This window comes from Tsuneonella suprasediminis, from assembly GCF_003605755.1.
Classification (GTDB): Bacteria; Pseudomonadota; Alphaproteobacteria; order Sphingomonadales; family Sphingomonadaceae; genus Tsuneonella; species Tsuneonella suprasediminis.
On sequence record NZ_RAHJ01000018.1, the window covers coordinates 1 to 24,930 of the forward strand.

Consider the following 24,930-nt stretch of genomic DNA (forward strand, 5'->3'; position numbering starts at 1 on the left):
TCGGGGTGAGTATGGGGTCGAGCCGATCTGCCGGGTTCTGCCGATCGCCCCATCAACCTACCACGAGCGTGTCGCACAGCGCCGCGATCCGTCGCGCCTGTCACCACGCGCCCAGCGCGACGAAGCAATGAAGCCCGAGGTTCAGCGCGTGTTCGATGCCAACTTCAAGGTCTACGGGTATCGCAAGGTGTGGCGGCAGATGCAGCGCGAGGGCTTCGATATTGCCCGCTGCACGGTGGAACGGCTGATGCGTGAGCTGGGCCTGCAGGGCGTGATCCGGGGGAAGCCGGTGAAGACGACGATGAGCGACAAGGCAGCGCCATGTCCGCTCGATCAGGTCAACCGCCAGTTCCATGCACCGGCACCCAACATGCTGTGGGTCTCGGACTTCACCTACGTCGCGACGTGGTCCGGGTTCGTCTATGTCGCCTTCGTGATCGACGTTTACGCCCGCTATATCGTGGGCTGGCGGGTGAGCAGAACGGCGCATGCCAGCTTTGTACTCGATGCCCTGGAGCAGGCGATCCATGACCGACGGCCTGTTCACCGTGGCGGCCTGATCCACCACAGTGATCGTGGCAGCCAATATGTCTCGATCAAGTATACCGAGCGTCTTGCCGAAGCCGGGATCGAACCATCGGTCGGCAGTGTTGGCGACAGCTACGACAACGCCTTGGCCGAAACGATCAACGGCCTTTACAAGGCCGAGGTCATCCACCGCCGAGGTCCGTGGCGATCATTTGAAGCCGTGGAATACGCCACGCTCGAATGGGTCGACTGGTTCAACAACCGGCGCCTGCTCGCGCCCATCGGCAATATCCCGCCTGCCGAAGCTGAAGCACGATACTACGCCATGCTGGACGACACGCCCATGGCGGCATAATTTAAACCAAATGGCCTCCGGCAATCCCGGGGCGGTTCAGCCAGTGCAGATCCGGGATAAGGCCATCATTCTCTTGCTTGCCCGGCTCGGCCTGCGGGCAAGTGATATTCGGGATATGCGCCTCGACGACATCGATTGGCGTTCCAGCCATTTGATAGTCAAGGGCAAGTCACGTCAGTCGGACCGGTTGCCACTGCCCCAGGATGTCGGCGACGCGATATTGGCATACCTGTCGACGGCTCGCCCAAAGGCGATCGACAGGCACCTGTTCCTGCGCGCGCATGCCCCGTTTCGGTCGTTGAGCTCGTCGGCTGAGATTGCCGGCATCGTATCACGCACATTGGAGCGAAGCGGGATCGAAGGTCTGCCGACCGGATCACACATATTCCGGCATTCGCTTGCCACCAACATGCTGCGCGCGGGCGCAGGCCTGGAGTCCGTCGGGACCATCCTGCGTCACAGCTCGCCCGAGACCACTGCCATCTACGCCAAGGTCGATTTGCCGATGCTCATGAAGATCGCGCAGCCCTGGCCAGGAGATCTGTCATGCTGAACACGCATATTTCCAGATACGTCGCGCTGCATCGCAGCCTGGGCCGGAAGTTCCGCGAACAGGACCGGATGCTCAGACTCTACGCAGCATACGCAGAAGGATTCGGAGACCGGCGGACCAAGGTCCAACGGATTTACGACTGGTGCCACACGTCGAGCTCGCAGAACGTGGCCCAAAGGCGGTTCGACACGGTTCGCAACTTCAGCCTATTCGCCCACGCCGAAGATTCAGGACACCAGGTCCCACCTGCGGGCGTTTTCGGTCGGGGCAAGCGTCCGCGCCCCACGCCGACCATCATCGAACCGGAACAGGTTCGGGCGATCATGGCAGCAGCACTGGACCTGCCGCCCACGGGCATGATCAGCCCTCATACCTACCATTGCCTGTTTGGACTGCTGGCTGCGACGGGCCTCAGGATTTCCGAAGCCTTGGCGCTACAATGCGACGATCTGGGCGGAGACGGCCTGATCATTCGCAACGGCAAGTTCGGCAAGCAGCGCCTGATAGCGTTGCAGCCATCGACCCGTCAGGCGCTCGAAGCCTATCTCGCTACCCGGGCAAGGCTCGGCGCCACTGGCAGCGACCTGTTCGTGACGATCCGGGGAAGAGCACCCCACAAGGTGCGCGCTCATATCGTGTTCGTCAGACTGGCGCGACAGCTCGGCTATCGTGGACCAACCGGTACGACCGGAATGCGGCTACACGATTTGCGGCACACTTTCGCCGTGCGCTCGCTGGAGTCGTGTTCGCCGGACAGGGAGGCCGTTGCGCATCACATGGCCGGACTCAGCGCCTATCTGGGGCACGCCTCGATCGCCAACACCTATTGGTATCTCGAAGCCACCCCGGTGCTGCTGCGCGACATCGCTGCCGCGAGCGAACACCTCTTCCTGGGAGAAGTGGCATGACGGCGCTCGCTCCCCATCTCACGGCATACCTCCGCGAACATCTGCCGCGGGAACGCGCCGTCAGCCCGCACACGGTGAAGACCTATGCCAACTGCTTCGTATTGCTAGTCCGGTTTGCTGCCGATCGGCTGAAGCGCCGACCGACCGATCTGGAGGTCGAGGATCTCGGCATCGATCTAATCCTGGCATTTCTCGACCATATCGAAGCCCAGCGCGGCAGCTCCGTGCGCACCCGCAATGGCAGGTTGGCGGCGATCAGGTCCTTCTTCCGGTACATCGAGTATCGAGTTCCGGTTTGTCTTGACCAGGCGCTTCGGGTTCGATCGATCCCAAGCAAGAAGACTGACAAGGCGCTCATCGACTATCTCGACCGGGCAGAGATCAAGGCATTGCTGGATGCCCCCGATCCCAGGACACGCCTTGGCACCCGCGATCGCGCAATGCTGCATCTGGCCTATGCTGGCGGGCTCCGAGTGTCGGAACTCGTAACGCTGCAGCTGCGCGATTTTCCCGACCGCTCCCTGTCCACCGTGCACATCATGGGCAAGGGTCGGCGTGAACGGGTCCTGCCGCTCTGGAAGGAGACCCAGTTCGCGTTGCGCGCATGGCTTGCGATCCGCCCCGACGCCGAGGTCGCCGAGATATTCCTCAATGCCAACGGGCAGCCGATGACCCGCGACGGGTTTGCGTTCCGTTTGGCCGAGCACGTCAAGACCGCGGCAGAGAAGCAGCCGTCGATCCTTGGCAAGCGCGTCACGCCACACGTGTTGCGCCATTCCTGTGCGATGCACACGCTCGCAGCGACCGGGGACATCCGCAAGGTCGCGTTATGGCTCGGCCACGCCAGCATCCAGAGCACCGAGGCCTATTTGCGCGCCGATCCCGACGAGAAGTTGCAAATCCTCGCGGCTCACGGCGCCCCCGCCATCAAACCCGGGCGCTTCAAGCCGCCATCCGATGCCCTGATCACCATGCTTACCGACGTTCGGAGGCGGGCCTAGCCCGTCCCCGGACATTCCCCCAACGCTCATATTATCTGGAGTGAAATCATGACGAACCGACGCAAATCCGAGCCTCCGGCTGCCGGACTCGACATAATCGCGGACTGCAAAGAATATGTCATCGACTATCTTGCGAAGAGCTTCCCGGTGCGCCTGATGCAGGTTTTCGCCGACGAGGACGGCAATCTTCGCTCCGAAGCGATGAGCGACGAGGAGGGCAATCCGATCTTCTGCACTCGCGCCGTGGCCGCGCGTGACGCGTTGATCGAGAAGCTCTGCGCGCTGCCGCCCATCGCCACTGCGCTCGATGCGATTATCGAACATTTCGGAACCGACGCCGTGGCCGAGGTCACGGGCCGGACCCGCAGGCTGGTTATGGGCCGTGATGGTCAGCAGCGCCTCGAACGGCGAAGCCCGAGCGCAAATGTCGCCGAAGCGCAAAGCTTCATGGAAGGGACCAAGCGCATCCTGGTCTTCTCGGACGCAGGCGGCACGGGTCGATCCTACCATGCCGACCTTGGCTGCCGGAACCAGCAGCGCCGGGTTCACTTCCTGCTTGAACCGGGATGGCGCGCCGACAACGCGATCCAGGGTCTCGGTCGTACGAACCGCACCAACCAGGCCTCGGCCCCGCTGTTCCGGCCGGTAACCACCGATGTGAAGGGCGAGCGCCGGTTCATCTCGACTATTGCGCGAAGGCTCGACGCATTGGGTGCGCTGACGCGCGGCCAGCGCCAGACCGGCGGACAGAACCTGTTCGACCCGGCCGACAATCTCGAAAGCGACTATGCGCGCGACGCGCTCAGCCGCTGGTTCCAGCTGCTCTATGACGGCAAGCTCGAAGCCACCACGTTCGGCAATTTCGTCGAGCGCACCGGCCTCCGGCTTGAAAGCCCCGATGGCGGGCTGACCGATAATTTCCCGACGATCCAGCGCTGGCTCAATCGCATTCTCGCGCTACCGATCGCGCTTCAGAACGCGATCTTCGACGAATATCTTGGCCTCGTCGAAGCGCGGATCGAAGCCGCGCGCGAAGCCGGAAGGCTCGATCAGGGACTGGAAACTGTAAAGGTCGATCACTTCACGGTTCTTGCCGATGAACTCCTGCGAACCGATCCCGTAACCGGAGCCGAGACCCGTCTCGTCTCGCTCGAAGTGACGAGGCACCTTCGGCCCCTACGCCTGCAGCGCCTCGTACGCATGCACGAGATTGGCAGCCTGCACGCGATCCCGATGCGCAATGCGCGCTCGGGCAAGGTCGCACTGTCGGTTCCAGCCCGTCGCCTCATCGCCGACGACGGGGTCGTGATCGAACGCCGACGCCTGCTACGCCCGCTCAAGTCCGCGAACTGGACATTCGAGGCACTCGCTGAGAGCCACTGGGAAGAAATTGGCGTCACCGCGTTCACCAGCGCCTGGCGGGCCGAGGAAGAGGAGGCCGCCGCTTCACCGATGACCGAGCGCGTCCATCTCGCCACCGGGCTGCTGCTGCCGGTCTGGAAGCGCCTGCCCGGCGATCATGTCCGCGTCACCCGGCTCGTTGCCGAGGACGGCCAGTCGATCATCGGCCGCGAAGTGCTCGATATCGATCTCGCTGCGATCGCCGAAACCTTTGGCCTGTCCGGTGTTACCGGACCATCGGCAGAGCAGATCGGCGACCTCGTCCTCGCAAACGGCAAGCCGCTGGGCCTCGCAAGCCACGATCCACTCACCGTGAAGCGCTCGCTGGTCGGCGGCGAACAGCGCCTCGAACTGACCGGGTTCTCGCCGGATCGCCTCGACTGGTACAAGAACAAGGGCTGCTTCACCGAGATCATCCGCTACCGCACGCGGCTATTTGCCCCGGTCTCGAGAGCAAGCGAGATCCTTCAAAGCATCGCAATCGAGCCTTGAACTTCTCATTTGCCCTAAACTGGTCTATATAGAGACCAAATTCAGTCCGAAGGTGTTCTATGAAGCTGGACCAGCGCATCAAACCGATCAGCTATCTGAAGGCCCACAGCGCCGAAATTATCCGGGAGATCGGAGATGGCGCCGGGCCAATGGTCATCACGCAGAATGGCGAAGCCAAGGCAGTTCTGCAGGATGTCGCCAGCTACGAGCGCGCACAGGAAACGCTCGCTCTGCTAAAACTTCTGGCGCTCGGACAGGCCGATGTTGTCGCCGGTCGGACCCGCCCGGTGGCAGGCCTTGCGGATCGCGTACGAGGTAAGTCAAACTGAATGATGGCGGTCGCCGTAGCGATCGAGATCACCTCCGGTGCGGAGCGCGATCTTGTGGGTATCTGGCAGCGCCGCCTGAAGCAGCGCGGGCCGGATGGCGATGATGGTGCGGACGCACTGCTGGATGACCTTGTCGCGTCTATCGAATCCCTTGTGAACAATCCTCAGAAAGGACCGATTCCACCGGAACTTGAGGCTCTCGGGATCACCGACTTTCGGCAATTGTCGCGCTCTCCATTCCGCATCATCTACGGGTATCGGCCCGATCCAGCACCCGGTCAGGTGACCGTGTTCGTAATTGCTGATGCGCGCCGGGATTTTCGGACGCTTCTCGAAGAGCGCTTGCTCAGCAGCGGATAGGCATAGGTTCCGCTGAAGAGGTCAGGGTCCGGATGAACCCGAGCGCTGCCTCCGAATGCGCTCAAGTTTCCCCCTTATCTCCTCCCCTCCGTGTGACTGAATGAATCGATAAGCTCCCGTGTCGCGTAGCGCCGGAGCCTGATCACGTCCTTCCTTAAATCCGGGCGAATATTCTGCCTGTGCCCAGTGATGACGGGCCTGCCGATGGGTTCGCGCATCGAAAACAACTGCTCTCATGGACTGAACTCAACCGATCCCTGATCGCCCCAGCCCGGTCGTATAGATGGTCGCCACAGCCATCGAAGAGAGTGGAGGGAGCCCTTTGGGCTTGTGGGCCTCGTGATCCTCACCTGCGCCTTCATTCCATCAGGAGAACACCCATGATCCAGTCGATCCCCTTGAATAAGCTTGTTCCGAGCCCGCGCAACGTTCGCAAGTCGAGCGATGCGCTAGCCGACCTCCAGCTGCGGGCAGACATCGCCGCGCGGGGCCTGCTGCAGAACCTCGTGGTGCGCAAAGGAAAGCGCGGAAAGTTCGAGGTCGAGGCCGGCGGTCGCCGTCTCGCCGCGCTGCTGGCGCTGGCCGAAGAAGGCACCTTGCCTGACACGCACGAAGTCACCTGCCTCGTCATCGAAGGCGAAGAAAGCGAAGTGCGTGAAGCCAGCCTTGCCGAGAACTTCCAGCGTCTCGCGATGAACCCTGCCGATGAGGCCCAGGCCTTCGCTTCCATCATCGAGGCGGGGGCCACACCCGAAGACGTGGCGCGCCGCTTTGGCCTCACCGTTCGGTTTGTCGAAGGGCGTCTGCGCCTGGCAAGTCTGGCACCCTGCGTCTTCGAAGCGCTCGCCGAGGGCACGATCACGCTCGACATGGCGAAGGCCTACGGTGCGATTTCCGATGTCGAGCGCCAGGCGCAAGTCTATGCCGAACTGCAGGACGCCTGGTATCAGATCACGCCCGACACGATCCGCCGCATGGTGCTCGATGCCACGGTGCGCGGTTCCGACCCGCGCACTGTTCTCGTCGGTCGCGACGCCTACCTCGCCGCAGGCGGCCGGATCGAGCGCGAACTGTTCGACGATGATGCCAGCGAGAGCTGGATCGATGTCGCTCTGCTCGAGGACCTCGCGCACAAGGCCATGGAAGAAGCCGCAGAAAAGACCGCGCTTGAATATGGCCTTGCCTGGGTGCGCCCGACGCTTGGCACCTATGTCAGCCATGACCTTGTTGAAGGTATGAGCCGTCTGCCCTGCGAGCCTGCGCCGATGACCGAACAGGAAGTAAAGGAACTCGGCGAGCTCGAGGCTGACTACGACCTTGTCGCCGCCGTGCTCGAAGACGAGGACAGCGACGAGGACGAGGTCGCCAAGGCCGAACAGGAACTCATGGTGATCGACCGCGCGATGCGCGCTCTTAATGATCGTCCGCCGGTGCTCCCCGACGAACTGAAAGCTGCGGCCGGTGCCTTCCTCGTCCTCTCTCGCAATGGCGAGCCGACACTGGTCCCGCAGTTCTACACCGAGACCGAAGTCATCCCTGACGAAGGCGTGGTCGAGGCCATTGAAGAGAGCGGTGCGGCGAAGCCCAAGGGAAGCTCGCTGTCGCAGCGCCTGCTCGATGAGCTCGCAATGCAGCGCCGCGACATCCTGGCGATCCATCTCGCCAACGATCCGGCACTGGCGCTCGACTTCATGGTCTTCACGCTCGCCGATGCCGATGGGCATGACTGGCGTGCGAAGAAAGCGTCGACGCTGGTCGGCTCGGTTGCTTCCGGCCCGGTTACCGGCTTCGAGGCCAAGGATGCGCCCGCGAGTGCTGCTTTGGCCGAGTTTGCCGGGTCGCTCGATGAAAGCTGGCGTGCTGGGACAAGCGACGTGGAGCGGTTTGCGAGGTTCCGGGCACTATCCGACGAGGCGCGCTCGGCCTGGCTTGGTCATGTCGTCTCGCGCACTCTTATTGCCAGCCTTGCCTGCGAGGGCGAACGCTCTGTACTGTTGCATGAGGCGCTCGGCTCGCTGCTCGAAATCGAAACCGCGCATTGGTGGCGTCCCACGGCGGCGAACTACTTCGACCGCGTGGCCAAGGCCCGCACGCTTGAGGCGCTCGATGCCGCCGGCGGTCCCGAACTGGTTAGTCGCTATGCCGCCTCCAAGAAGGCCGAGCTGGCGAGCGCTGCCGAGCGCATCTTCTCGGGCAACTTCATCGGCGATGCCGAGGTCAAGGAGCGGGCACAAGCCTGGGTTCCGACGATCATGCGGTTCACCGATACTGACGTTCCCACCGATCTCGAGGAAGATGCGTCGATTGAAGATGAAGCCGGCGAAACGGTCAGCGGCGATGTGACCGACGAGATTGCCGAGCAGGCTGCCTGACCCCTCCTGACAGGTCTAGGTCACTCGGCGGGCGGTCCGTCCCTATCGGGACGGGCCGCTTTTTCCCGTCATGTTATGAATTGAGCACTCTCGCTCGCTGGCCGAGAGCTGCCCTCCTGAAGTTTTTGCCACTACCGTGCCAATTGCGGCTACGATCATCTTGGCAAAGCTAGCGTACGCTTTCACCAAGTCCGATGAATCTTCCGTCCGTGATGATGACTTTGTCGCCCTTTCCGGCCGTTGCGAAGAGTTTATCCATGAAGGGGTCGGGTGCCGCAACGCAGCCATGGCTCGCGTAGCCGTTTTCGATCTCGGAACCGCCGTGGATGGCAATGCCGTCCCAAGTCAGGCGAAGGGTCCACGGCATCGGAGCGTCATCGTAAATGCTCGACGTATTGTGCCGCTCTTTGGTCAGAATTGGAAACACCCCGGTTGGGGTTGGATGATCCTCGGTTCCGAGAAGCACGGCTGTGGCCCCAATTTCATAACCGCCCCGCCAGACCGACATGACTCGTGCCTGTAGATCGACCGTCACCGTTAGCTCACCGTCCGGCACGCCCTCCTCATCCCAATACCAGTCACCGTAGCGGATCGGACTGGGAATATCGAGGATGCGTTGAACCGTGAATTCTCCGTTTTTGCTTCCGACACGCCTCTCCATCTCTTGGGGAGCGGCTTGCGTCTCGCTGACGGGAGAGCCGATTGTCGCAATCACCCCAGCGGCCAGAATGACGTAGGACCTCATTGGCTCTCTCCTTTAGTCGGTCCCATCGTCGACGCATCGCCTGTCTCGACTTGAACCGTCAACCAACGGTAACTAGCCCGCCAGCTTAAGGCAGGCTTAGGCCGCGGACACTTTTGCCGGCGTCAAAAGCGAGATCCCTTCGAGGCTTACGCCGAAACTGTGCCGGAGGATGCGGCGGTTGAGCAGGTGGCCAGTCGGGCCGCCTGAGCCCTCCTGACGGTCCGTCCGGGTTCATTTCAAACCTTGCCTGGCCAGCCCACATGCAAGTCGTCAATAACGAAATGGTGCCGATGGCCGTCGCTTCCATGCTCTTGCAAATGCGGATGATCAGACGGCAGTTCGGGATGCGTATGGTAAAGCATGGAGGGGTCTTTGCGGGGCCAGAGCCACAGGGTAAGCCCGACGCCCAGAATGCCCAAGGCCGCTAGCACCAGAAAAGTCGGCGTCATGCCAAAGCGAGCGCCGATTTGACCTGCCATGGGATACGCGACGAGCCAGCACACATGGCTCAGCGCGAACTGGGCAGCGAACAGCGCCGGGCGGTCCTCATCCGCCGACGAGCGTTTGAGTAATCTTCCGCTCGGCGTGACGCAAAGCGAATACCCGATACCCATCGCGAGCCAGCCGACCAGCAGAAACGGCCAGAGCGGTTGGGTGCCCAGCTGTCCGAACACCAGCCCTATCGCTGCCAGTGTGGCGACCAAGAGAGCCGCGCCGAAAATCATGACCGTACGGTCTTTCACCCCGGTCAGGATGCGGGGCAGAGCAAGCGCAGCCAGCATCGAGCCCGCTCCGTAAGCCGCCAAAGCCAGCGCGACGTCGCCTTCGCTGCGTCCCATGTTTTTCACGATGACAACCGTGTTGACGATGACCATCGCGCTGCCAGCCGCCGCAGCAAGGGTGACGGCCAGCAAGCCGACAAGCCTGGGTGTCTTGAGATAGACCCGCATGCCGCGTGTGGTTTTGCGCCATACACCCTCCACCCGCTTTGCCAGCGATTTCCTGTGAGGTAGAGCGGCGCTCACCACAAGCATCGCCGAGACGACGAAGCCGATGGCGGTTCCCGCGAACAGCCAGTGGAAGCTTATGGTCACCAGTAGCGCGGCAGCCAGGACCGGACTGACCAGGCTTTCAAGATCGTAGGCCATTCGGGACAGGGAAAGAGCTTTCGTGTACTCTTCTTCGTCCGGCAGGATGTCGGGAATGGTGGCCTGGAAGGTCGGCGTGAAGACGGCCGATGCCGACTGCAGCACGAAAATGAGCAGATAGATTTGCCAGACCGCATCGACGAATGGGAGCAGTAGCGCAACGCCGGCGCGGATGATGTCCATTCCCACAAGCAGGCGTTTGCGGGGAAATTTGTCGGCATAGGCCCCGGCAAGGGGAGCGATACCGATATAGGCGACCATCTTGATGGCAAGTGCCGTACCCAAGACCGCGCCGGCGTCGGCACCGGCGAGATCATAGGCCAGCAAGCCGAGAGCGACCGTCGAGAGCCCCGTTCCGACAAGCGCGATGACCTGCGCAAAAAACAGGTGACGATATGTGCGATTGGTCAGAACGGAGAGCATGGCGATGTCTTCCTTTGGGCAGAGAGTGATCTAGACTACACGCTTGATTTCGGAGTAGCTGCCGTCGGTCTTGAGGGTCACGGTTACGGTTGCGCCAGAACGATTGCGCCAGAACCAGCCATGGCTCCCATCGAAGGCGGCGACGAGTGTGCCGGACTCACCCGTGGATTCGCGGCCTTTGTCGTATCCGTGGTAAGAAATGCCCGGGGCATCGGCATGCGTATCGAAATTGACGTGGCCACCTTGCACCGACCATTCGTATTGAAGACTGGCCCCATCGGCCATGACCGCCTTGACTTCCGCACCCTCACCAGGCGCGAGCGTCAATTCGGTGACATCGCGGCGCGTTGCCGCTTCGGAGCCGCTGCCGCTGTTACCGGCGAGCGTACGAACCTCCTCGATGGCTGTGTTCTGCTCGTCGGCAGCTGCTTCCGCAGCAAGTTGCTGTTTGATCTCGCCCATCTCGGAATATCCAAGAAGACGGCCCGCTCCGGTCGGATCGATCGCGTATTCCGCGGGTAGAACCACGGTGACCAGGAGGACGGTCGCGGTCACCAAGGCGAACGCGGTCGCCTTGACAAGCTGGCGGTTGGTGGGAAGGTCGCTGGTGGACGGGCGCTGTGAATTGAACATGTCTATTGCTCCTGGAAAAATGTGATCAGGCTACGGCGAAGCCGACGAGTTGGTAGCCGACGAGCATGAAGCCCGCGGTCATGAGAAGAGTGTTGGCGGCGAAGGCGTGACGCATGAAGCTCTCGGTCCTGCGCCAAAAGCCCATCACGATCAGGATTGCGCCAAGGGCGAGCAATTGCCCGATTTCCACACCGACATTGAAGGCGAGAAGATTTGGGATGAGGCCGTCTTCGGCGATCTCGAATTCGATGATCTTCGTGGCAAGGCCGAAGCCGTGAAAGAAGCCGAAAATGAGGGTTGCTGCCTTGGTACTTGGCTGGAATCCGAACCACCGCTGGAAGGCACCGAGATTGTCCAACGCCTTGTAGACGACCGACAGACCGATGATCGCATCGATGAGATAGGCGTTGGCGGTGATACCGGTCAGGACACCGAACAGCAGCGTGGTCGAATGGCCGATCGCGAACAGCGTCACGTAGATTCCGACGTCCTTCAACCGGTAGAGAAAGAAGATGACGCCGAAAAGAAAGAGCAGGTGATCGTATCCGGTCACCATGTGTTTTGCGCCGAGATAGATGAAGGGCAGGATCAGCGTTCCGCTGCTCTCCTGGATGTAGCCCTTGTCCCCCTCGGCGACATTGTGCGCCCACGCTTCGGCACCCGAGGCGAGGAAGATTAGCAGAACTGTAGCGAGCGCGAGAATGCGCATGACTGCTGTATTGGATCGAGATTGCGTTATCGATATCATTTCGTTCTCCGGTCCCGGATGTCGGCCGCCCGCAGGATTGCACCCTGCGGACGACTGCTCCGGCTTCAGCTTGCGAGTTGAGGGTTGGGGTTTTCGTCGGATGTCCCTGTCTCCGGGACTTCCGTGCGTTCGCCGCGAACCACCCTGTAGAGTGCTGGCAGAACCAGCAGTGTCAGCGCGGTAGCCGAGACGATCCCGCCGATGACGACCGTCGCGAGCGGACGCTGCACCTCCGAACCGAGCCCGACATTCAGAGCCATCGGAACGAAGCCGAGGCTTGCGACGAGTGCGGTCATGAGTACGGGCCGCAGACGAGCCATGGCTCCTTCCTTGATGGCGTCCTCGAGCGGCTTGCCGTCATCCATCAGCTGCCGGATGAACGTCAGCATGACGACGCCGTTCAGCACGGCGATCCCCGACAGGGCGATGAAGCCGACCCCCGCCGAGATCGAGAAGGGGATGCCGCGCAGCATGAGCGCGGCCACCCCTCCGGTAAGCGCCAATGGCACCCCGGAAAACACGACCAGCGCGTCCTTCACCGAGCGAAACAGCGCCACCAGCAGGCCGAAGATCAGCAGCAAGGCGAGCGGAACGACGATCTGAAGCCGCGCACTCGCGGATTCGAGTTGCTCGAATGTGCCGCCATAGTCGACCCAGTAGCCCTCGGGCAGCTCGATCTCCGTGGCGATCCTCTCTTGCGCCTCGGATATGAAGGAACCCAGGTCCCGTCCGCGCACATTGCTGGTGACCACCGCACGCCGCTTGCCGTCCTCGCGGCTGATCTGGTTCGGCCCCTGAACGTTCTCGATCGTCGCAACCTCCGACAGCGGGACAGACCCTCCACCTGGCAGTGCGATAGGAAGACGCTCGAGCACCTGGCGATCCTCGCGCATCTCTTCGGGCAGCCGGACAACGATATCGAAGCGTCGATCACCCTCGAAGATCTGGCCGGCCTCGGTCCCGCCGATTGCCGTCGACACCACCGTCTGAACATCGTCCACGTTCAACCCGAGCTGGGTCAGGCGGATGCGATCAGGGATGACCTGAATGAACGGCAAGCCGGTCACCTGTTCGGTCTGCGCGTCCTGCGATCCCTCGATCGAAGAGACAACGCCCTCGACCTCGGCTGCAACGGAAGCGAGCTGGTCGAGATCGTCCCCGAAGATCTTGATCGCGACGTCTGAACGCACGCCCGCGATGAGTTCGTTGAAACGCATCTGGATCGGTTGAAGGAACTCGTAGCGCGAACCCGGCACCTGCTGGACGGCCTCGTTCATCTCGGCGACGAGTTGCTCCTTCGGTTTGCGGGGATCCGGCCAATCCTCTCTCGGCTTCATGATCACGAAGGTGTCGGCGACCGATGGCGGCACTGGGTCAGTGGCCACATCGGCGGTACCGATCTTCGCGAACACCTGGTCCACCTCGGGGAAGGTGCGAATTTTGTCTTCCAGGGCAGTCTGCATGGCGACCGCCTGGCTGAGGCTGGTACCCGGAATTCTCAGGGCGTGGAGCGCGATATCGCCTTCATCCAGATTGGGAATGAATTCCGATCCCATCCGGCTTGCACCCCATCCACTCAGGACCACCAGAGCCACGGCTCCGGCAAGGACAGCTTTGCGCGAACGCAAGGCGAAATCGAGCATCGGACGATAACCCGATTTGGCGGCGCGCATGACGCGCGTCTCCTTCTCCTCGACCTTGCCCGTCACGAATGTCGCGACCGCGGCCGGAACGAAGGTGAGGGAGAGCACCATGGCGGCGGTGAGCGCCATGACGACCGTGATCGCCATCGGGTGGAACGTCTTGCCCTCCACGCCTTCGAGAGCGAAGATCGGCACGTAGACGATCGTGATGATCAGAATGCCGAAAAGGCTCGGCTTGATCACCTCGGCAGATGCGCGGGCCGCCAGCTTGAAGCGTTCCTCGCGATTCAGCAGTCTTCCGAGCGAATGCTGCGCCTCGCCGAACCGACGGAGGCAGTTTTCGACAATGATGACCGCACCATCCACGATCAGGCCGAAGTCCAATGCCCCCAGGCTCATCAGATTGCCCGACACGTTGTTCTCGACCATCCCCGTGATCATCAGGAGGAAAGAGAGCGGGATCACGGCAGCGGTAATGAGTGCAGCCCTGAAGTTGCCGAGCAGGACGAACAGGACAACGATGACCAACAGCGCCCCTTCGGCGAGGTTCTTCTCGACTGTGGAGACCGTTGCTTCGACCAGTTCGGAGCGATCGTAGACCGTATTGGCGACAACGCCGCCGGGCAGCGAGCGGTTTACCTCTTCCAGCCTTTCGGCCACCGCGACACTGACATCGCGGGCATTCTCGCCAACGAGCATGTAGATCGTGCCGAGCACGACTTCGCGGCCATCCTTGGTCGCGGCGCCATTGCGGATCTCGGATTCGATCTCGACATCCGCCACATCAGCGATACGAATGGGAATGCCATCGCGGTAATCGACGATAATCCCGGACAGATCGCGTTCGTCCTCGGCCTGTCCGGGTACGCGGATAAGATATTGCGAACCCGACCTCTCGACGTAGCCAGCACCGACATTGGCATTGTTGTTTTCGAGCGCCTCGATCACGTCCTCGACCGTCAGACCGAAGCCGGCAAGACGTTCGGGAAGCGGCGCTACGACATACTCCTTGCGGTAGCCGCCGATCGAGTTGACCTCGGTGACCCCTGGAACCGTGCGAAGCTGGGGCCGAACGACCCAGTCATGCAATGTCCGCAGATCCTGCGCGGTATAGCGCGAGCCATCGGGTTTGACCGCGCCCTGCTCGGCTTCGACCGTGTACATGAAGATCTCGCCCAGGCCCGTGGCGATAGGCCCGAGCTCGGGTTCGACCGTCTCCGGCAGGTTCGAACGTACCGCCTGCAGGCGCTCGTTGACGAGTTGCCTGGCGAAGTAGATGTCGGTGCCGTCCTCGAAAACGACGGTAACCTGGCTCAGACCGTAGCGCGAAACCGAGCGCGTATAGGACAGCCCCGGCAACCCCGCGATGGCGGTTTCGACCGGATAGGTAATGCGCTGCTCGGCTTCGAGCGGAGAAAAGCCCGGCGCCGAAGTGTTGATCTGCACCTGCACATTGGTGATGTCCGGCACGGCATCGATCTTGAGCCGGCCGAAACTGTAAATGCCCACGGCGGCGAAAATGAACACCGCTGCCAGCACTGCGAAACGCTGTCTGATCGACAGCTCGACAATTCTTTCCAACATGAAATCGCGCTCCTCAGTGATCGTGGCTCGCGCCCGACTTCTCGATGTCGGCCTTGATCACGTAGCTGTTCTCGGATGCGTAGATGGTGCCTGCATCGATCCCGCTCAGCACTTCGGTCCACTCGGGACCTTCCTGACCAAGCTCGAGCATCCGCACCTCGTAGGTCTCGCCGATCTTTGCGAAGACGACGCGAAAATCGCGGAATTGCTGGATAGCGTCCGTCCTGACGGCGAGAGGCACCCGTCGCTGGTCGACCGAGACAAGCCCCCTGACCGCCATTCCCGGTCGCCAGAAGCCATCGCGATTGGGGAGCGACGCACGTGCGGTGACCGCCTGGCTGCTGACTTCCGCCAGAGGCAGGAAATCCCGGATGCGGGAGCCCTGCGCACGCTGGCCTTCGAGGCCCCGGATAAGCACCGATTGTCCGGGACGAACCCGCTCGATGTCGCGTGGGAAGATCGGGAAGGTCGCAACCGTGCGGGACGGATCGGAGATGACGAACATCGGATCGCTGTCCGCGATGTCGCCAATGTTGGTTTTGCGCTGCGTGATCACTCCGGAAATCGGCGCGTAGATCGGATAGGTCTGCAACGATGAGCTGCTTTCCACCCGCGCCAGCAGCGCCCCTCGGGCTACACGATCGCCGAGATTGGCATGCAGCGACATGACGGTGCCCGGGAATTTGGCTCCCACCTCGGCGCTGCCAGAGGGATCGAGCTCAACCCGTCCGATGATTTCCACGGTTTCACCGACCTGCTGCGGTCCGACCGTTTCGGTCCGAATGCCGGCCGCACGTGCCGCCTCGTCCGAGATCGTGACCCGACCCTCGTAGGATTCGAACGCCCATCGATGGCTGTTGTCGCCTTCGTTTGCCACCACCACGACGTCGAAACTGTGCGGTTCGACGAGAACCCCTTGGCCTCGCAGGTAATCCTGTTCCGGTTCGAATTCGAACGTGGTTTTTTCGCCGTCCAGACGCGTGATCAGGACCCGGGCACGGACCGTTTCGGGATCGACGGGCTCGTTGTCACGGTAGGCGTAGAGACGGTATTCGGGCGGAACACCGTCTTCGAAGACGGTAATCTCGATAGCGAAGTCGCCGTCACGAAGCATGCGCCCGTTGTGTGGACCGCGCTCGTACTCGCCCTCTGAGGCTGCCTGTTCTTCGGAAGTTTCCGGCGAATCCGCCGACTGGCCGCAGGCGGCAAGTGTCGCTGCAAAGCATGCAGCAAGGAATAAATGCGTCTTGCGCATGATCAATAACCCCCAACAAGTTCGATGAAGCGGCCAGTCAGTCGGTCGTAGTCGACCTTGGCCTGATGATATTCGGCGAGCGCATCGACGAAGCGGACTCTGGCTTCGTGCAATGCGGTCTGGGCAATGGAGACATCGAGAAAGGTGAACCCTCCGCGATTGTAGCCGGCACGGACCTCCCGCAGGGTCTGTTCGGCACCGGGCACCACCTGCTCCTGGATCGCCTCGGCCTCGTGGCGCGCCTCTTCGACGCGTTCGGCCGCCAGGGCGATCTGCCGGCGACGCTGGAACCGTTCGACCGCGAGGTCCGCCTCTACCTGCCGCTGCTCGGCCGCGGCGCGGTCGATGTTGGCCCGATTGAGCGCGCGGTTGGGCAAAGGCAGCGAGAAGCCCGCAATGACGGCGACGTCGCCATTGCCGAACAACCTGGGTCCCGCGAAGACAGTTGGATCGGTGCGCGAATTGGCTTCCTGGAGGCGATAGTTCGCGTCCGCCCTCTCGCGCCGGGCCTGGAAGACGGCAAGATCGACTGGCGTAAGGTCGGCACTGATGGAGGCAATCTCTTCGGCTTCGAGGAAGCCCGAGGTCACGACCCCGATGCTGCCTGGATCCCCGCCGGTAAGGAGCGCCAGGCGCGCCAGAGCGGCTTCGAAGGCGTGTTCAGCCAGCCCAAGATCCACCCGGGCTTCGGCCAATTGCGTGCGGGCCCGCGTTCCGGCGAAGAGAGGGTCGCGCGCCTCATCGACCCTGCGCTGCACCTCATTGGCGAGGGTCTCGGCGATCTCGACCCTGCTCCTGGCAAGTTCGAGCGACAAGGCGGCGGCTTGCGCTTCGACGTACAACGCCTGGACTTCGCTCGCGAGATCGAGACGCCGCACGAGTGCCTCGGCCTCGGCAACGGCGATATCGCCTTGCGCGAGGCCCACGCGCGCCGCGCGCTTGCCGCCGCGCTCCAGTCGCTGGTTGTAGGTCCCGTCGATCTGCCATTGCGAGAAGCCCGGGGTGCCGATGTTCTCGACGGTCCCATCGATCGTGGGCGCGGGGTTGGTATCGGCAGCGTTTCGCGCTGCGTTGAGGCCGTCGAGGCGCGCGGCGGTCGCCTCGCCCTGCGGTGAATTGGCGACCGCAGTTCGAACGGCCTCCTCGAGTGTGTACGTCTGGGCGGATGCCGAGGTCGCCCACACCAACGTGGCCGCCAAAAGGGCGGCACGCGTGGACACGTGCATGATAGATTGCTCCTGATTGTCTGAACGGAAAGTGGCCCGGAATGCGGGCCGGATTCAGAAAATCAGGCTGATGGGGGCTGTGTTAACGGAGCTGGCGAAAAGCCGATGAGAGGCGGTGTCTCGCCCGGCCGCAGAAGTGTTCGAGGCGCAGGGGCGTTGCCCGCGAACTCGGTCTGATCCGGCATCGCAATCGAGCTGTGCGAATGCGAAGCGGGGTGAGGCACGATATCTTCGGACGCGAGCGAATCGGCGTCTGTCTCGACCTCGATGACATCGGCGGAATTGTGCTCATGCGCATGATGCGCGCTTGCCGCCTCATGTGCATGCGCCGCTTCCAGATGCGGAATCGATCCCGGAAGCCCGCCATGCGAGACCAGGAGCAATGCCAACAAAAACAGGAAATGGAGCTGGCGCATCGGCGGGCGGTTAGCTGATCGCAAGCGAATGGGCAAGCCGCAGGGACCGGTTTTTGAGCGATTGCTTGCCGTGCGACCCCGTGTCCGACGAAGACCCAGCACGTGCAAGGTGATACGCAGCAAGGAGAGAGGAGAGGGAGCTTTGCTCTTCCTGAGCCGGGGCATGTCCGTCCCGGCGATCAGGAGACCTCCCATGACCAAGTCCCGCCGCACTGCTTCGACATCGCCCGCTCAGCGCATCACTGCCGCAATCATCGAGAAGCTAGAGCAAGGCACAAAGCCCTGGGTCAAGCCGTGGCGCGGTGTGCCGGTCTCGCGGCCCTTGCGGAGCTGCGGGACGCCCTATCGCGGCATGAACACCTTCTGGCTGTGGATGGTGGCCGATGGCTGCGGTTACGCCTCGCCTTACTGGATGACTTATCGCCAATGTCAGGCGCTCGGCGGACAAGTCCGCAAGGGTGAGAAATCGACCATTGCGATCTTCTACAAGAGCTACACCAAGGAGGTCGAGAACGCCGAAGGCGAAGCCGACACCGAGAACCGACGCGTACTCAAGGCCTATGCGGTGTTCAACGCGGATCAGTGCGACGGCCTCCCCGAGTGCTATCATCCTAAGCCACTCATTGCCGCGCTTGAGCCCGAGGGACGCGAAGACCGGCTTGATGCCTTCTTTGCCCATATCGGCGCAGACCTGCGCCATCATGGTGCCCAGGCTTATTACGAGCCGCTGCGCGACCGGGTCACCATGCCGCCAGCCGAGTTGTTCGAAGCCTACGACCACTACTATGCGACGCTCGCACACGAGTTGTCGCACTGGACGGGTCATTCTTCGCGGCTCGACCGCGATCTCAAGAACCGCTTCGGCAGCGACGCCTATGCTGCCGAAGAACTGATCGCAGAACTGTCCTCAGCAATTCTTGGGGCCGAACTGGGTCTTCCAGTCACCCACCTCGACCATCACGCCAGCTACATCGCGTCCTGGCTCAAGATCCTCAAATCGGACGAGCGCGCGATCCTCACCGCCGCGGCCAAGGCCGAGGAAGCGGCCAGCCTGCTGCTCGGACTGGGCGGATACCAATCAAGCGAAGGCGAGACCGATGTCGATCTCGCTGATGCAGCCTGAGGAGCAGTGAGATGGGACGTTCCGTCAGCTATCCGACCGGCTCCGTGGTGGCCTTTCGCCTGCTTAATGATGGCGAAGAGGACGATGTAGACTGGGCCTACGAGTGCCTCGTCGACGAGGTCATCGATACCACGAAGGCGACCTTTCCTTCCTTTCAGCGCTTCGATGGATGGCGCGGCCGCGAGGACCGTATCCTCCTGCGCAACGCCTTCGCTGATTGCGGCATATCGACCTATTGCGGCCTTGCCGCGATCTGGCTCGTCGAGCGTGACGATCCCAGATACTGGGAGGCCGATTTCTACACACCGCGAACAGCACGGGCACGGCACTGGCTTGGCCAGGTCTCGGGTAGTTTCATCGATCTGTTCGGTGAGTTGCGCCTGGTCGGGCGGTTCTCGAATGGCGAAGCGATCTTCGAGCGCTCCCGATCCGCTTGTGCCACCGGGTCCTGATCCAGCCTCATCCTTGTCCACCGGGAGAGGCCCTTGGGCCGGTCGGGGCGAGCCGCAACCTGCGGCCCGTCGGCCCGTGTTGCCCGCGCCAGCCTAGGGCCGCAGGTTTCCCGCTACGCGGTGCGTCACGCCCCTTTCCCCGGCCCTGATCGGGCTCCGGCGGACAGGGCCGAGGCGATGGTGCCTCCTCTCCTTGTCCCCGCGATCAGGAGACACCCCATGTACGACAGCTTCATCGACCAGTTGAACGGCCTTGACCTTTCAGGCCTCAGCATCAGGCCGGCCCCATTTAACGAAACCGATTTTCCCTGCGAGGACGCGATCGACCAGACGCTTGGCGCCGTATGGTCCGACCTTTTCGCGATGTTTTCCGACACAGCCCTGGAGGCCGATGCCGAGGATATTGCCTGGGGCATGGTCAATCTCTTTCACCGTGCAGCCAGCCGCAAGTCGGCTCAACTTGACCGGGCCAGCGACGAGATTCGGGTTCTCCTCGCATCGGCCGATGGCTCCGAAGTGCATTCCAGCAATCTCGAAGAACAGGTCGAACGCGCGCAGGCCGCCGAAGCAAGCATGCTGGCCTTCGAACAGATGCGTGAAGCTGCTGCGGCACTATACCGCGACGAGACCGGTTCCTCGTGGAAGCCCGTTTCGGGCTCGCGGACCAGCCATTCGCGCAACCTCACTTCGGCCGTAATCGATGCCCGCGATTTCCTCCGCGCACGCGCCGAGAACCGGCGTCACGCTCTGATTCCGGAAGGAACTCCGGTCGTTTTCGCCGGTGGTCGCCAGAGCTTCGAGAGCGCCGAGGATGCGCGTGTCTATGCCGACACTATCTGGGCAACGCTGGACAAGGTTCGCGATGCTGTTCCTGATCTCTTCCTGGTCCATGGCGGCGACGGCAAGGGTGCCGATCGCCTCGCCGCGAGCTGGGCCGAGCGCCGCGAAGTGCAGCAGTTGACCTATTCGCTCGATCGTCGTCTTGGTGCCCGCGCCGGGTTCAAGCGCAACGAGCAGATGCTTTCGCTAAATCCGCGTTATGTCGTCGCCTTTCCGGGCAATGGCGTCACCGAACGACTGGTGATCGATGCCAAGACGCGCCGGATCACCGTGGTCGATCGCAGGACCGTAACGTCCCGATCCAAGACTAAGGGATAATAGCCTGATGGTCGCCGCAGCGTTTCTACCATCGATTAGCTGCGGCGATCATCACAGACAATCGTCGTCGATTGCCTTTTCGGTTGGAGAGGGGATTTCTTGGAAAGGCATCTCGGGGTATCAGCCTCGCATGCATCACGCCGACTCCAATCCGCTCGCCCATGATCATAACTTCCTGAGCGCCTCGCACGACGCCCATGAGCGGCGCACGCGTTATGTCGTTGCCTTGACCGCCGCGATGATGGTGGTCGAAATCGTCGCTGGCCTGTGGACCGGATCGATGGCGCTTCTCGCCGATGGTATCCACATGGCGACCCATGCAGGTGCCTTGGGCGTCGCGGCCTTCGCCTACTGGTTTGCCAGGCGCCATGCGAACAACCCGCGTTTCACATTCGGTACCGGCAAGGTGGGCGACCTCGCCGGCTTCGCGAGCGCGCTTGTCCTCGCCATCTTCGCAATCGGGATCGCGGTTGAATCGGCTCAAAGGTTCGTCAGTCCGCTCACGATTGCCTATACCGAGGCGATCTGGATCGCCGTGCTCGGCCTCGTGGTGAACCTCGCGAGTGCCTGGCTGCTTGGTGCCGACCATCACCATGGGCATGATCACGACCATCATCATCACCACGACCATGCGCATGCCGATAACAATCTGCGCTCCGCCTATTTCCACGTGCTTGCCGATGCCCTGACCTCGGTCCTGGCTATCGTGGCCCTTCTCGCCGGCATGTACCTCGGCTGGGCATGGATGGACGCGGCAATGGGGCTGGTGGGTGCATTCGTGATAGGGCGCTGGTCATGGTCACTGCTGCGCGATACCGCTGCCGTGCTTGTCGACGCCGAAGCGGCCTCTCAACGGTACACAGAGGTGCGCGAGGCGCTCGAGGACCGGGACGCCGCGATCGGCGATCTGCACATCTGGCGGATCGGTCCCGGCAAGTATGCAGTCATCGCCTCGCTCATCGCCGATGATCCGCTCGCGCCCGACCATTATGCCAGCCGACTTTCAGAGCATGCAGAATATGTGCACGTCACGATCGAAATTCATCGCTGCGAGCATCCGCATCCCCAGCTTCACGCGGCCTGATCTCGCCGTTCTTAAAGACCGAAACAGTATTCGAGGAATGTTATACTGTAGCAAAAGACTTATACTTCATCGTGTTACGGAACTTGCAATCTTGATGCGGTTTGCTAGGAGCCGTTGGAATCCATGACCACAAGCTATCGTCGCCTTGTCCTGCACCCTCTCGTCGTCCTGCTCATGCTGGTCGCGATGGTGTTCGTTACGGCGGCGGATGCTGCTGCTTGCGGCGCCGAAGTGGCGCCCGGAAGCACGCCCGTTCTGGCTTCGCTCGATAGCGCGTCTGCGTCATCCGCAGCCGCCGACGAAGTTCCGGGTGATCCGGACGCGCCGGCCGAGCAACACGGCGTGTGTGGACATGGCCATTGTCATCACGGGGCGAGCTTTGCCGGCACCGTGCAGAAGGATTCGGTCCCTCATTTGGTGGTGGTTCCCGATGCGCCTCCCGCCGAAGCGCTCGCTTCCGACATTACCGACCGACTGAAACGCCCCCCTCGCGCCTAACGACCGTCACCGCGCTGCATGCCGCAGCGCAGTTCGGATCGTCAGCAGAGGAATTTTCGAAAAATGTCAGCCATTCATTGGCGAGGAGTCCTCCTTGGAGGGCTGCTCTTCGCCGCTACTGCCACGTCGGTGGCCGCGCAGGAGCAAGATCTCCTGACGTTGGAGGGCGCGCTGGTCCGTGCGGGGGCTTCGGAGGACTTGGATCAGCAGAGACAAGGACCGGAACTCAATCCGCGTATAATTGGACCGCGCGCCGATAAGGAAGCGGCCGAAGCCTTGGTCGGGCAAGCGCGACTACGCCCGAACCCCGAAGTATCATTCGAGGCTGAAAATATAGCCGGAACCGGTGCGTTTTCGGGTCTCCGGGCGACAGAATACACGTTAGCCGTCGGCCAGCGCATTGAGCTGGGAGGGAAGCGGAGTGCGCGCGTTCGGGCCGCGGAAGCCGAAGCGCGTGTCACCTCGCTCAGAGGCGATCTATCGTTAGCGGAACTGGGCTTTTCTGTGCGGGAGCGCTACGTCAGTGCCGCCGCCGCCGCCGCGAGGGTCGAGCTGGCCCAGGATATCGTTGGTCGCAATCGCGAACTAACCCGCATAGCCGATTTGCTAGTCGAGACAGGGCGCGAGCCGCCTTTGCGGGCCCTTCGCGCGAAGGCGGCGCTAGCGGAGGCCGAAGCCGAACTGCAGGCCGCCGAAGCCGCGAGTATTGCGGCGCGCGCGGCTCTCGGATCGCTGTGGAGCGCGTCCGAAACACTTCCTTCCGTTCCTCCCGACATTCCGCACATCGAACCACCCGCGGGGCTTGTCGCAAGCGAGGACACCCTGCGGCTACAAGTCGCGCGGGCGGAGTCCGCAGCCGCAGAAGCAGCGATTGCTCGCGAGCAGTCGCTGCGCGTGCCGGACCCGGTCATATCGGCCGGCGTCCGCCGGTTCTCCGAAAGCAAGGACAACGCCTTCCTCGTCGGCGTGGCCATCCCGCTCCCGTTCCGGGACCGTAACCAGGGGAACATAGCCGCGGCCCAAGCGCGGCTGCGAGCGGCTACTGCGCGCGAAGCTATCGTTCGAGCCGATTTCCGGCAGGAAGTCGCGCAGGCGCGCGCCGAGTTCCTGGCCGCTGAAGCACGCGTCGACACTTTGTCGAACACATCGCTTCCGCAGGCTGAAGAGGCCTTGCGCCTGGTTCGCATCGGATACCGGGCAGGTCGGTTTCCGCTTATCGAAGTTCTTAGCGCCGCCGAAGCGCGCGATGCCATCCGTAACGCGCTGATCGATGCGCAGGAGACCCGCGGACAGGCTGCGGCGCGTCTCATCCGTCTTTCAGCGCTCTAGGAGTCTTCAAAAAATGAACCGCAGAAATCTGATCGTAGCGCTGGTGGGAGCCGTGCTTATTCTAATCGCAGTTCTCTGGTTGTGGGGGGGAGGCGACGGGACCGAGAGCTCGGACGCAGTAGCGACCGAAGGGTCGGAAGAAAATCATGCAGCCGAAGGGATTGTTGAGCTTACCGATGAGCAGATCAAGGCTTCCCAGCTTGACATAGTAGCCGCAAGCGCGAGTTCGCTCGGTGCCGAAATCATCGCTCAAGGTAGCGTCGCCACATCGCCGCAAGGCCAAGCCGTGCTCAGCGCGGGCGCGGAGGGGCGGGTCGCACGTATTGCGAAAAGGCTGGGCGACCCTGTTCGCCGCGGCGAGACCGTAGCCACGATCGACAGCCGGGAAGCGGCGGCGATAACTGCCGATGTTACCTCGGCGCAGGCTCGCGCCGAACTCGCGCGGACGAGGCTCGAACGTGAACAGAAGCTCTTTGATGAGCAGGTAACGGCGCGTGCGGATCTCGAAACAGTTCGGGCAGAATACCAGCAAGCCCTCGCCGAGGTATCACGGGCAAGGCAGGCCGCGGCGGCAGCAAATGCGTCGGGCCGCACCATTGCCGTACGCTCTCCGATTGCGGGCAGGGTGACGGGCGCGCCGGTGGTCCTCGGTTCGTACGTGACGGCTCAAGACGAACTCTACCGCATAGCCAACGCCAACAGCGTGCAGATCGAGGCCGCGGTTCCGGCGGAAGATGCCCGGCGCATCGCCGCAGGCGCAGCGGCACGCGTGGAAGCGCCTGGCGGGGAAATTACCGCCAGGGTGCTCAGCGTGACACCCACGGCCGATGTCGAGAACCGCTCGGCAACCGTCGTCCTTGCCCCGGCCTCGGGCGCCGGCCTCCTGCCCGGCGAATATGTGCGAGTGCGGATCGAAAGTCGCACACCGGAAGGAACAGGCGGTGCCTTGGTGGTGCCGGCCGAGGCCGTGCAATCGGTGGACGGCCGGGATGTCGTGTTCGTCCGGACCGCCAACGGCTTCAAGGTCCAACCCGTGCAGGTCGGCGCGCGCACTTCGGAAAGGGTGGAGATCCTTGGTGGGCTTGCCGCTGGCACGCGCATCGCGGGCCGCAAGGCGTTCCTGCTCAAGGCAGAGCTCGGACGCGGCGAAGCAGAACATTGATCCA

The 24,930-nt window shown here is 62.4% G+C and carries 21 protein-coding genes and 1 pseudogene; 15 read left to right on the forward strand and 7 right to left on the reverse strand.

All coding sequences use genetic code 11. From position 1 onward, the window contains the following. The 8 genes and pseudogenes from D6858_RS06060 to D6858_RS06095 form a co-directional block, all read left to right on the forward strand. Positions 1–883: IS3 family transposase (locus D6858_RS06060; protein ID WP_120106458.1), on the forward strand; the 883-nt coding region annotated here is incomplete at its 5' end. A 37-nt stretch (positions 884–920) separates the two neighbouring features. Continuing rightward, positions 921–1,436, forward strand: a pseudogene (locus tag D6858_RS06065) (tyrosine-type recombinase/integrase); the annotation flags it as partial. Beyond that, a complete protein-coding gene (locus D6858_RS06070) occupies positions 1,430–2,344 on the forward strand; it encodes a tyrosine-type recombinase/integrase (RefSeq protein WP_120108311.1) in 915 nt (304 codons plus the stop codon). The pseudogene D6858_RS06065 and the gene D6858_RS06070, both read left to right, overlap by 7 nt. After that, the gene (locus tag D6858_RS06075; RefSeq protein WP_011608102.1) at positions 2,341–3,345 is read left to right on the forward strand and encodes a tyrosine-type recombinase/integrase; all 1,005 of its coding nucleotides are present in this window, start codon (positions 2,341–2,343) and stop codon (positions 3,343–3,345) included. Before D6858_RS06070 ends, D6858_RS06075 begins: the two co-directional genes overlap by 4 nt. Before the next feature lie 156 nt (positions 3,346–3,501). Next, the gene (locus tag D6858_RS06080) at positions 3,502–5,238 is read left to right on the forward strand and encodes a strawberry notch C-terminal domain-containing protein (RefSeq protein WP_240623721.1); all 1,737 of its coding nucleotides are present in this window, start codon (positions 3,502–3,504) and stop codon (positions 5,236–5,238) included. A gap of 59 nt (positions 5,239–5,297) precedes the next feature. Continuing rightward, positions 5,298–5,567 carry a type II toxin-antitoxin system Phd/YefM family antitoxin gene (locus tag D6858_RS06085; protein ID WP_119594096.1) on the forward strand — a complete coding sequence of 90 codons (270 nt, stop codon included), beginning with the start codon at positions 5,298–5,300 and terminating at the stop codon, positions 5,565–5,567. Further along, complete coding sequence (locus D6858_RS06090; RefSeq protein WP_119594098.1) at positions 5,568–5,927, forward strand: type II toxin-antitoxin system RelE/ParE family toxin; 360 nt, start codon at positions 5,568–5,570, stop codon at positions 5,925–5,927. Between the two features lie 380 nt (positions 5,928–6,307). Further along, positions 6,308–8,299 carry a ParB/RepB/Spo0J family partition protein gene (locus tag D6858_RS06095; RefSeq protein WP_120108316.1) on the forward strand — a complete coding sequence of 664 codons (1,992 nt, stop codon included), beginning with the start codon at positions 6,308–6,310 and terminating at the stop codon, positions 8,297–8,299. Positions 8,300–8,468: 169 nt separating this feature from the next. Here D6858_RS06095 and D6858_RS06100 read toward each other — a convergent pair whose 3' ends face one another. The 7 genes from D6858_RS06100 to D6858_RS06130 form a co-directional block, all read right to left on the reverse strand. Next, complete coding sequence (locus D6858_RS06100; protein WP_120108318.1) at positions 8,469–9,044, reverse strand: L,D-transpeptidase family protein; 576 nt, start codon at positions 9,042–9,044, stop codon at positions 8,469–8,471. 236 nt (positions 9,045–9,280) lie between these two features. Then, entirely contained in the window at positions 9,281–10,615 is a 1,335-nt protein-coding gene (locus tag D6858_RS06105) for an MFS transporter (RefSeq protein ID WP_119594104.1), read from the reverse strand. 30 nt (positions 10,616–10,645) lie between these two features. Then, entirely contained in the window at positions 10,646–11,248 is a 603-nt protein-coding gene (locus tag D6858_RS06110; RefSeq protein ID WP_119594106.1) for a transmembrane anchor protein, read from the reverse strand. A 25-nt stretch (positions 11,249–11,273) separates the two neighbouring features. Then, complete coding sequence (locus D6858_RS06115; RefSeq protein WP_225082084.1) at positions 11,274–11,957, reverse strand: HupE/UreJ family protein; 684 nt, start codon at positions 11,955–11,957, stop codon at positions 11,274–11,276. Positions 11,958–12,061: 104 nt separating this feature from the next. Beyond that, positions 12,062–15,223 carry an efflux RND transporter permease subunit gene (locus tag D6858_RS06120; protein WP_119594110.1) on the reverse strand — a complete coding sequence of 1,054 codons (3,162 nt, stop codon included), beginning with the start codon at positions 15,221–15,223 and terminating at the stop codon, positions 12,062–12,064. 13 nt (positions 15,224–15,236) lie between these two features. Continuing rightward, a complete protein-coding gene (locus D6858_RS06125) occupies positions 15,237–16,478 on the reverse strand; it encodes an efflux RND transporter periplasmic adaptor subunit (RefSeq protein WP_120108321.1) in 1,242 nt (413 codons plus the stop codon). A gap of 2 nt (positions 16,479–16,480) precedes the next feature. After that, a complete protein-coding gene (locus D6858_RS06130) occupies positions 16,481–17,704 on the reverse strand; it encodes a TolC family protein (RefSeq protein WP_120108324.1) in 1,224 nt (407 codons plus the stop codon). Positions 17,705–18,313: 609 nt separating this feature from the next. Between D6858_RS06130 and D6858_RS06140 the strand changes: the two genes are divergently transcribed. The 7 genes from D6858_RS06140 (at position 18,314) to D6858_RS06170 (ending at position 24,926) form a co-directional block, all read left to right on the forward strand. Next, positions 18,314–19,243 (forward strand): ArdC family protein, encoded by a 930-nt coding sequence (locus D6858_RS06140; protein WP_120108327.1) that lies wholly within the window; start codon positions 18,314–18,316, stop codon positions 19,241–19,243. A gap of 11 nt (positions 19,244–19,254) precedes the next feature. Beyond that, positions 19,255–19,695: a hypothetical protein gene (locus tag D6858_RS06145; protein WP_120108330.1), complete on the forward strand. Its 441-nt coding sequence runs from the start codon at positions 19,255–19,257 to the stop codon at positions 19,693–19,695. Between the two features lie 219 nt (positions 19,696–19,914). Further along, positions 19,915–20,853 carry a DUF2493 domain-containing protein gene (locus tag D6858_RS06150; protein ID WP_120108333.1) on the forward strand — a complete coding sequence of 313 codons (939 nt, stop codon included), beginning with the start codon at positions 19,915–19,917 and terminating at the stop codon, positions 20,851–20,853. Positions 20,854–20,983: 130 nt separating this feature from the next. Then, positions 20,984–21,937 carry a CDF family Co(II)/Ni(II) efflux transporter DmeF gene (gene dmeF, locus D6858_RS06155; RefSeq protein ID WP_120108336.1) on the forward strand — a complete coding sequence of 318 codons (954 nt, stop codon included), beginning with the start codon at positions 20,984–20,986 and terminating at the stop codon, positions 21,935–21,937. Positions 21,938–22,060: 123 nt separating this feature from the next. Beyond that, positions 22,061–22,435: a hypothetical protein gene (locus D6858_RS06160; protein ID WP_120108338.1), complete on the forward strand. Its 375-nt coding sequence runs from the start codon at positions 22,061–22,063 to the stop codon at positions 22,433–22,435. 63 nt (positions 22,436–22,498) lie between these two features. Next, positions 22,499–23,764: a TolC family protein gene (locus tag D6858_RS06165; RefSeq protein ID WP_039388635.1), complete on the forward strand. Its 1,266-nt coding sequence runs from the start codon at positions 22,499–22,501 to the stop codon at positions 23,762–23,764. Positions 23,765–23,777: 13 nt separating this feature from the next. After that, complete coding sequence (locus D6858_RS06170) at positions 23,778–24,926, forward strand: efflux RND transporter periplasmic adaptor subunit (protein WP_039388634.1); 1,149 nt, start codon at positions 23,778–23,780, stop codon at positions 24,924–24,926. Positions 24,927–24,930 lie beyond the last annotated feature (4 nt).

Bases quoted from the DNA above. Each gene is read 5' to 3' on its own strand.
- D6858_RS06070 (WP_120108311.1), top strand. From the start codon at position 1,430: ATGCTGAACACGCATATTTCCAGATACGTCGCGCTGCATCGCAGCCTG.
- D6858_RS06075 (WP_011608102.1), top strand. From the start codon at position 2,341: ATGACGGCGCTCGCTCCCCATCTCACGGCATACCTCCGCGAACATCTG.
- D6858_RS06080 (WP_240623721.1), top strand. From the start codon at position 3,502: ATGCAGGTTTTCGCCGACGAGGACGGCAATCTTCGCTCCGAAGCGATG.
- D6858_RS06085 (WP_119594096.1), top strand. From the start codon at position 5,298: ATGAAGCTGGACCAGCGCATCAAACCGATCAGCTATCTGAAGGCCCAC.
- D6858_RS06090 (WP_119594098.1), top strand. From the start codon at position 5,568: ATGATGGCGGTCGCCGTAGCGATCGAGATCACCTCCGGTGCGGAGCGC.
- D6858_RS06095 (WP_120108316.1), top strand. From the start codon at position 6,308: ATGATCCAGTCGATCCCCTTGAATAAGCTTGTTCCGAGCCCGCGCAAC.
- D6858_RS06100 (WP_120108318.1), bottom strand. From the start codon at position 9,044: ATGAGGTCCTACGTCATTCTGGCCGCTGGGGTGATTGCGACAATCGGC.
- D6858_RS06105 (WP_119594104.1), bottom strand. From the start codon at position 10,615: ATGCTCTCCGTTCTGACCAATCGCACATATCGTCACCTGTTTTTTGCG.
- D6858_RS06110 (WP_119594106.1), bottom strand. From the start codon at position 11,248: ATGTTCAATTCACAGCGCCCGTCCACCAGCGACCTTCCCACCAACCGC.
- D6858_RS06115 (WP_225082084.1), bottom strand. From the start codon at position 11,957: ATGCGCATTCTCGCGCTCGCTACAGTTCTGCTAATCTTCCTCGCCTCG.
- D6858_RS06120 (WP_119594110.1), bottom strand. From the start codon at position 15,223: ATGTTGGAAAGAATTGTCGAGCTGTCGATCAGACAGCGTTTCGCAGTG.
- D6858_RS06125 (WP_120108321.1), bottom strand. From the start codon at position 16,478: ATGCGCAAGACGCATTTATTCCTTGCTGCATGCTTTGCAGCGACACTT.
- D6858_RS06130 (WP_120108324.1), bottom strand. From the start codon at position 17,704: ATGCACGTGTCCACGCGTGCCGCCCTTTTGGCGGCCACGTTGGTGTGG.
- D6858_RS06140 (WP_120108327.1), top strand. From the start codon at position 18,314: ATGACCAAGTCCCGCCGCACTGCTTCGACATCGCCCGCTCAGCGCATC.
- D6858_RS06145 (WP_120108330.1), top strand. From the start codon at position 19,255: ATGGGACGTTCCGTCAGCTATCCGACCGGCTCCGTGGTGGCCTTTCGC.
- D6858_RS06150 (WP_120108333.1), top strand. From the start codon at position 19,915: ATGTACGACAGCTTCATCGACCAGTTGAACGGCCTTGACCTTTCAGGC.
- dmeF (WP_120108336.1), top strand. From the start codon at position 20,984: ATGCATCACGCCGACTCCAATCCGCTCGCCCATGATCATAACTTCCTG.
- D6858_RS06160 (WP_120108338.1), top strand. From the start codon at position 22,061: ATGACCACAAGCTATCGTCGCCTTGTCCTGCACCCTCTCGTCGTCCTG.
- D6858_RS06165 (WP_039388635.1), top strand. From the start codon at position 22,499: ATGTCAGCCATTCATTGGCGAGGAGTCCTCCTTGGAGGGCTGCTCTTC.
- D6858_RS06170 (WP_039388634.1), top strand. From the start codon at position 23,778: ATGAACCGCAGAAATCTGATCGTAGCGCTGGTGGGAGCCGTGCTTATT.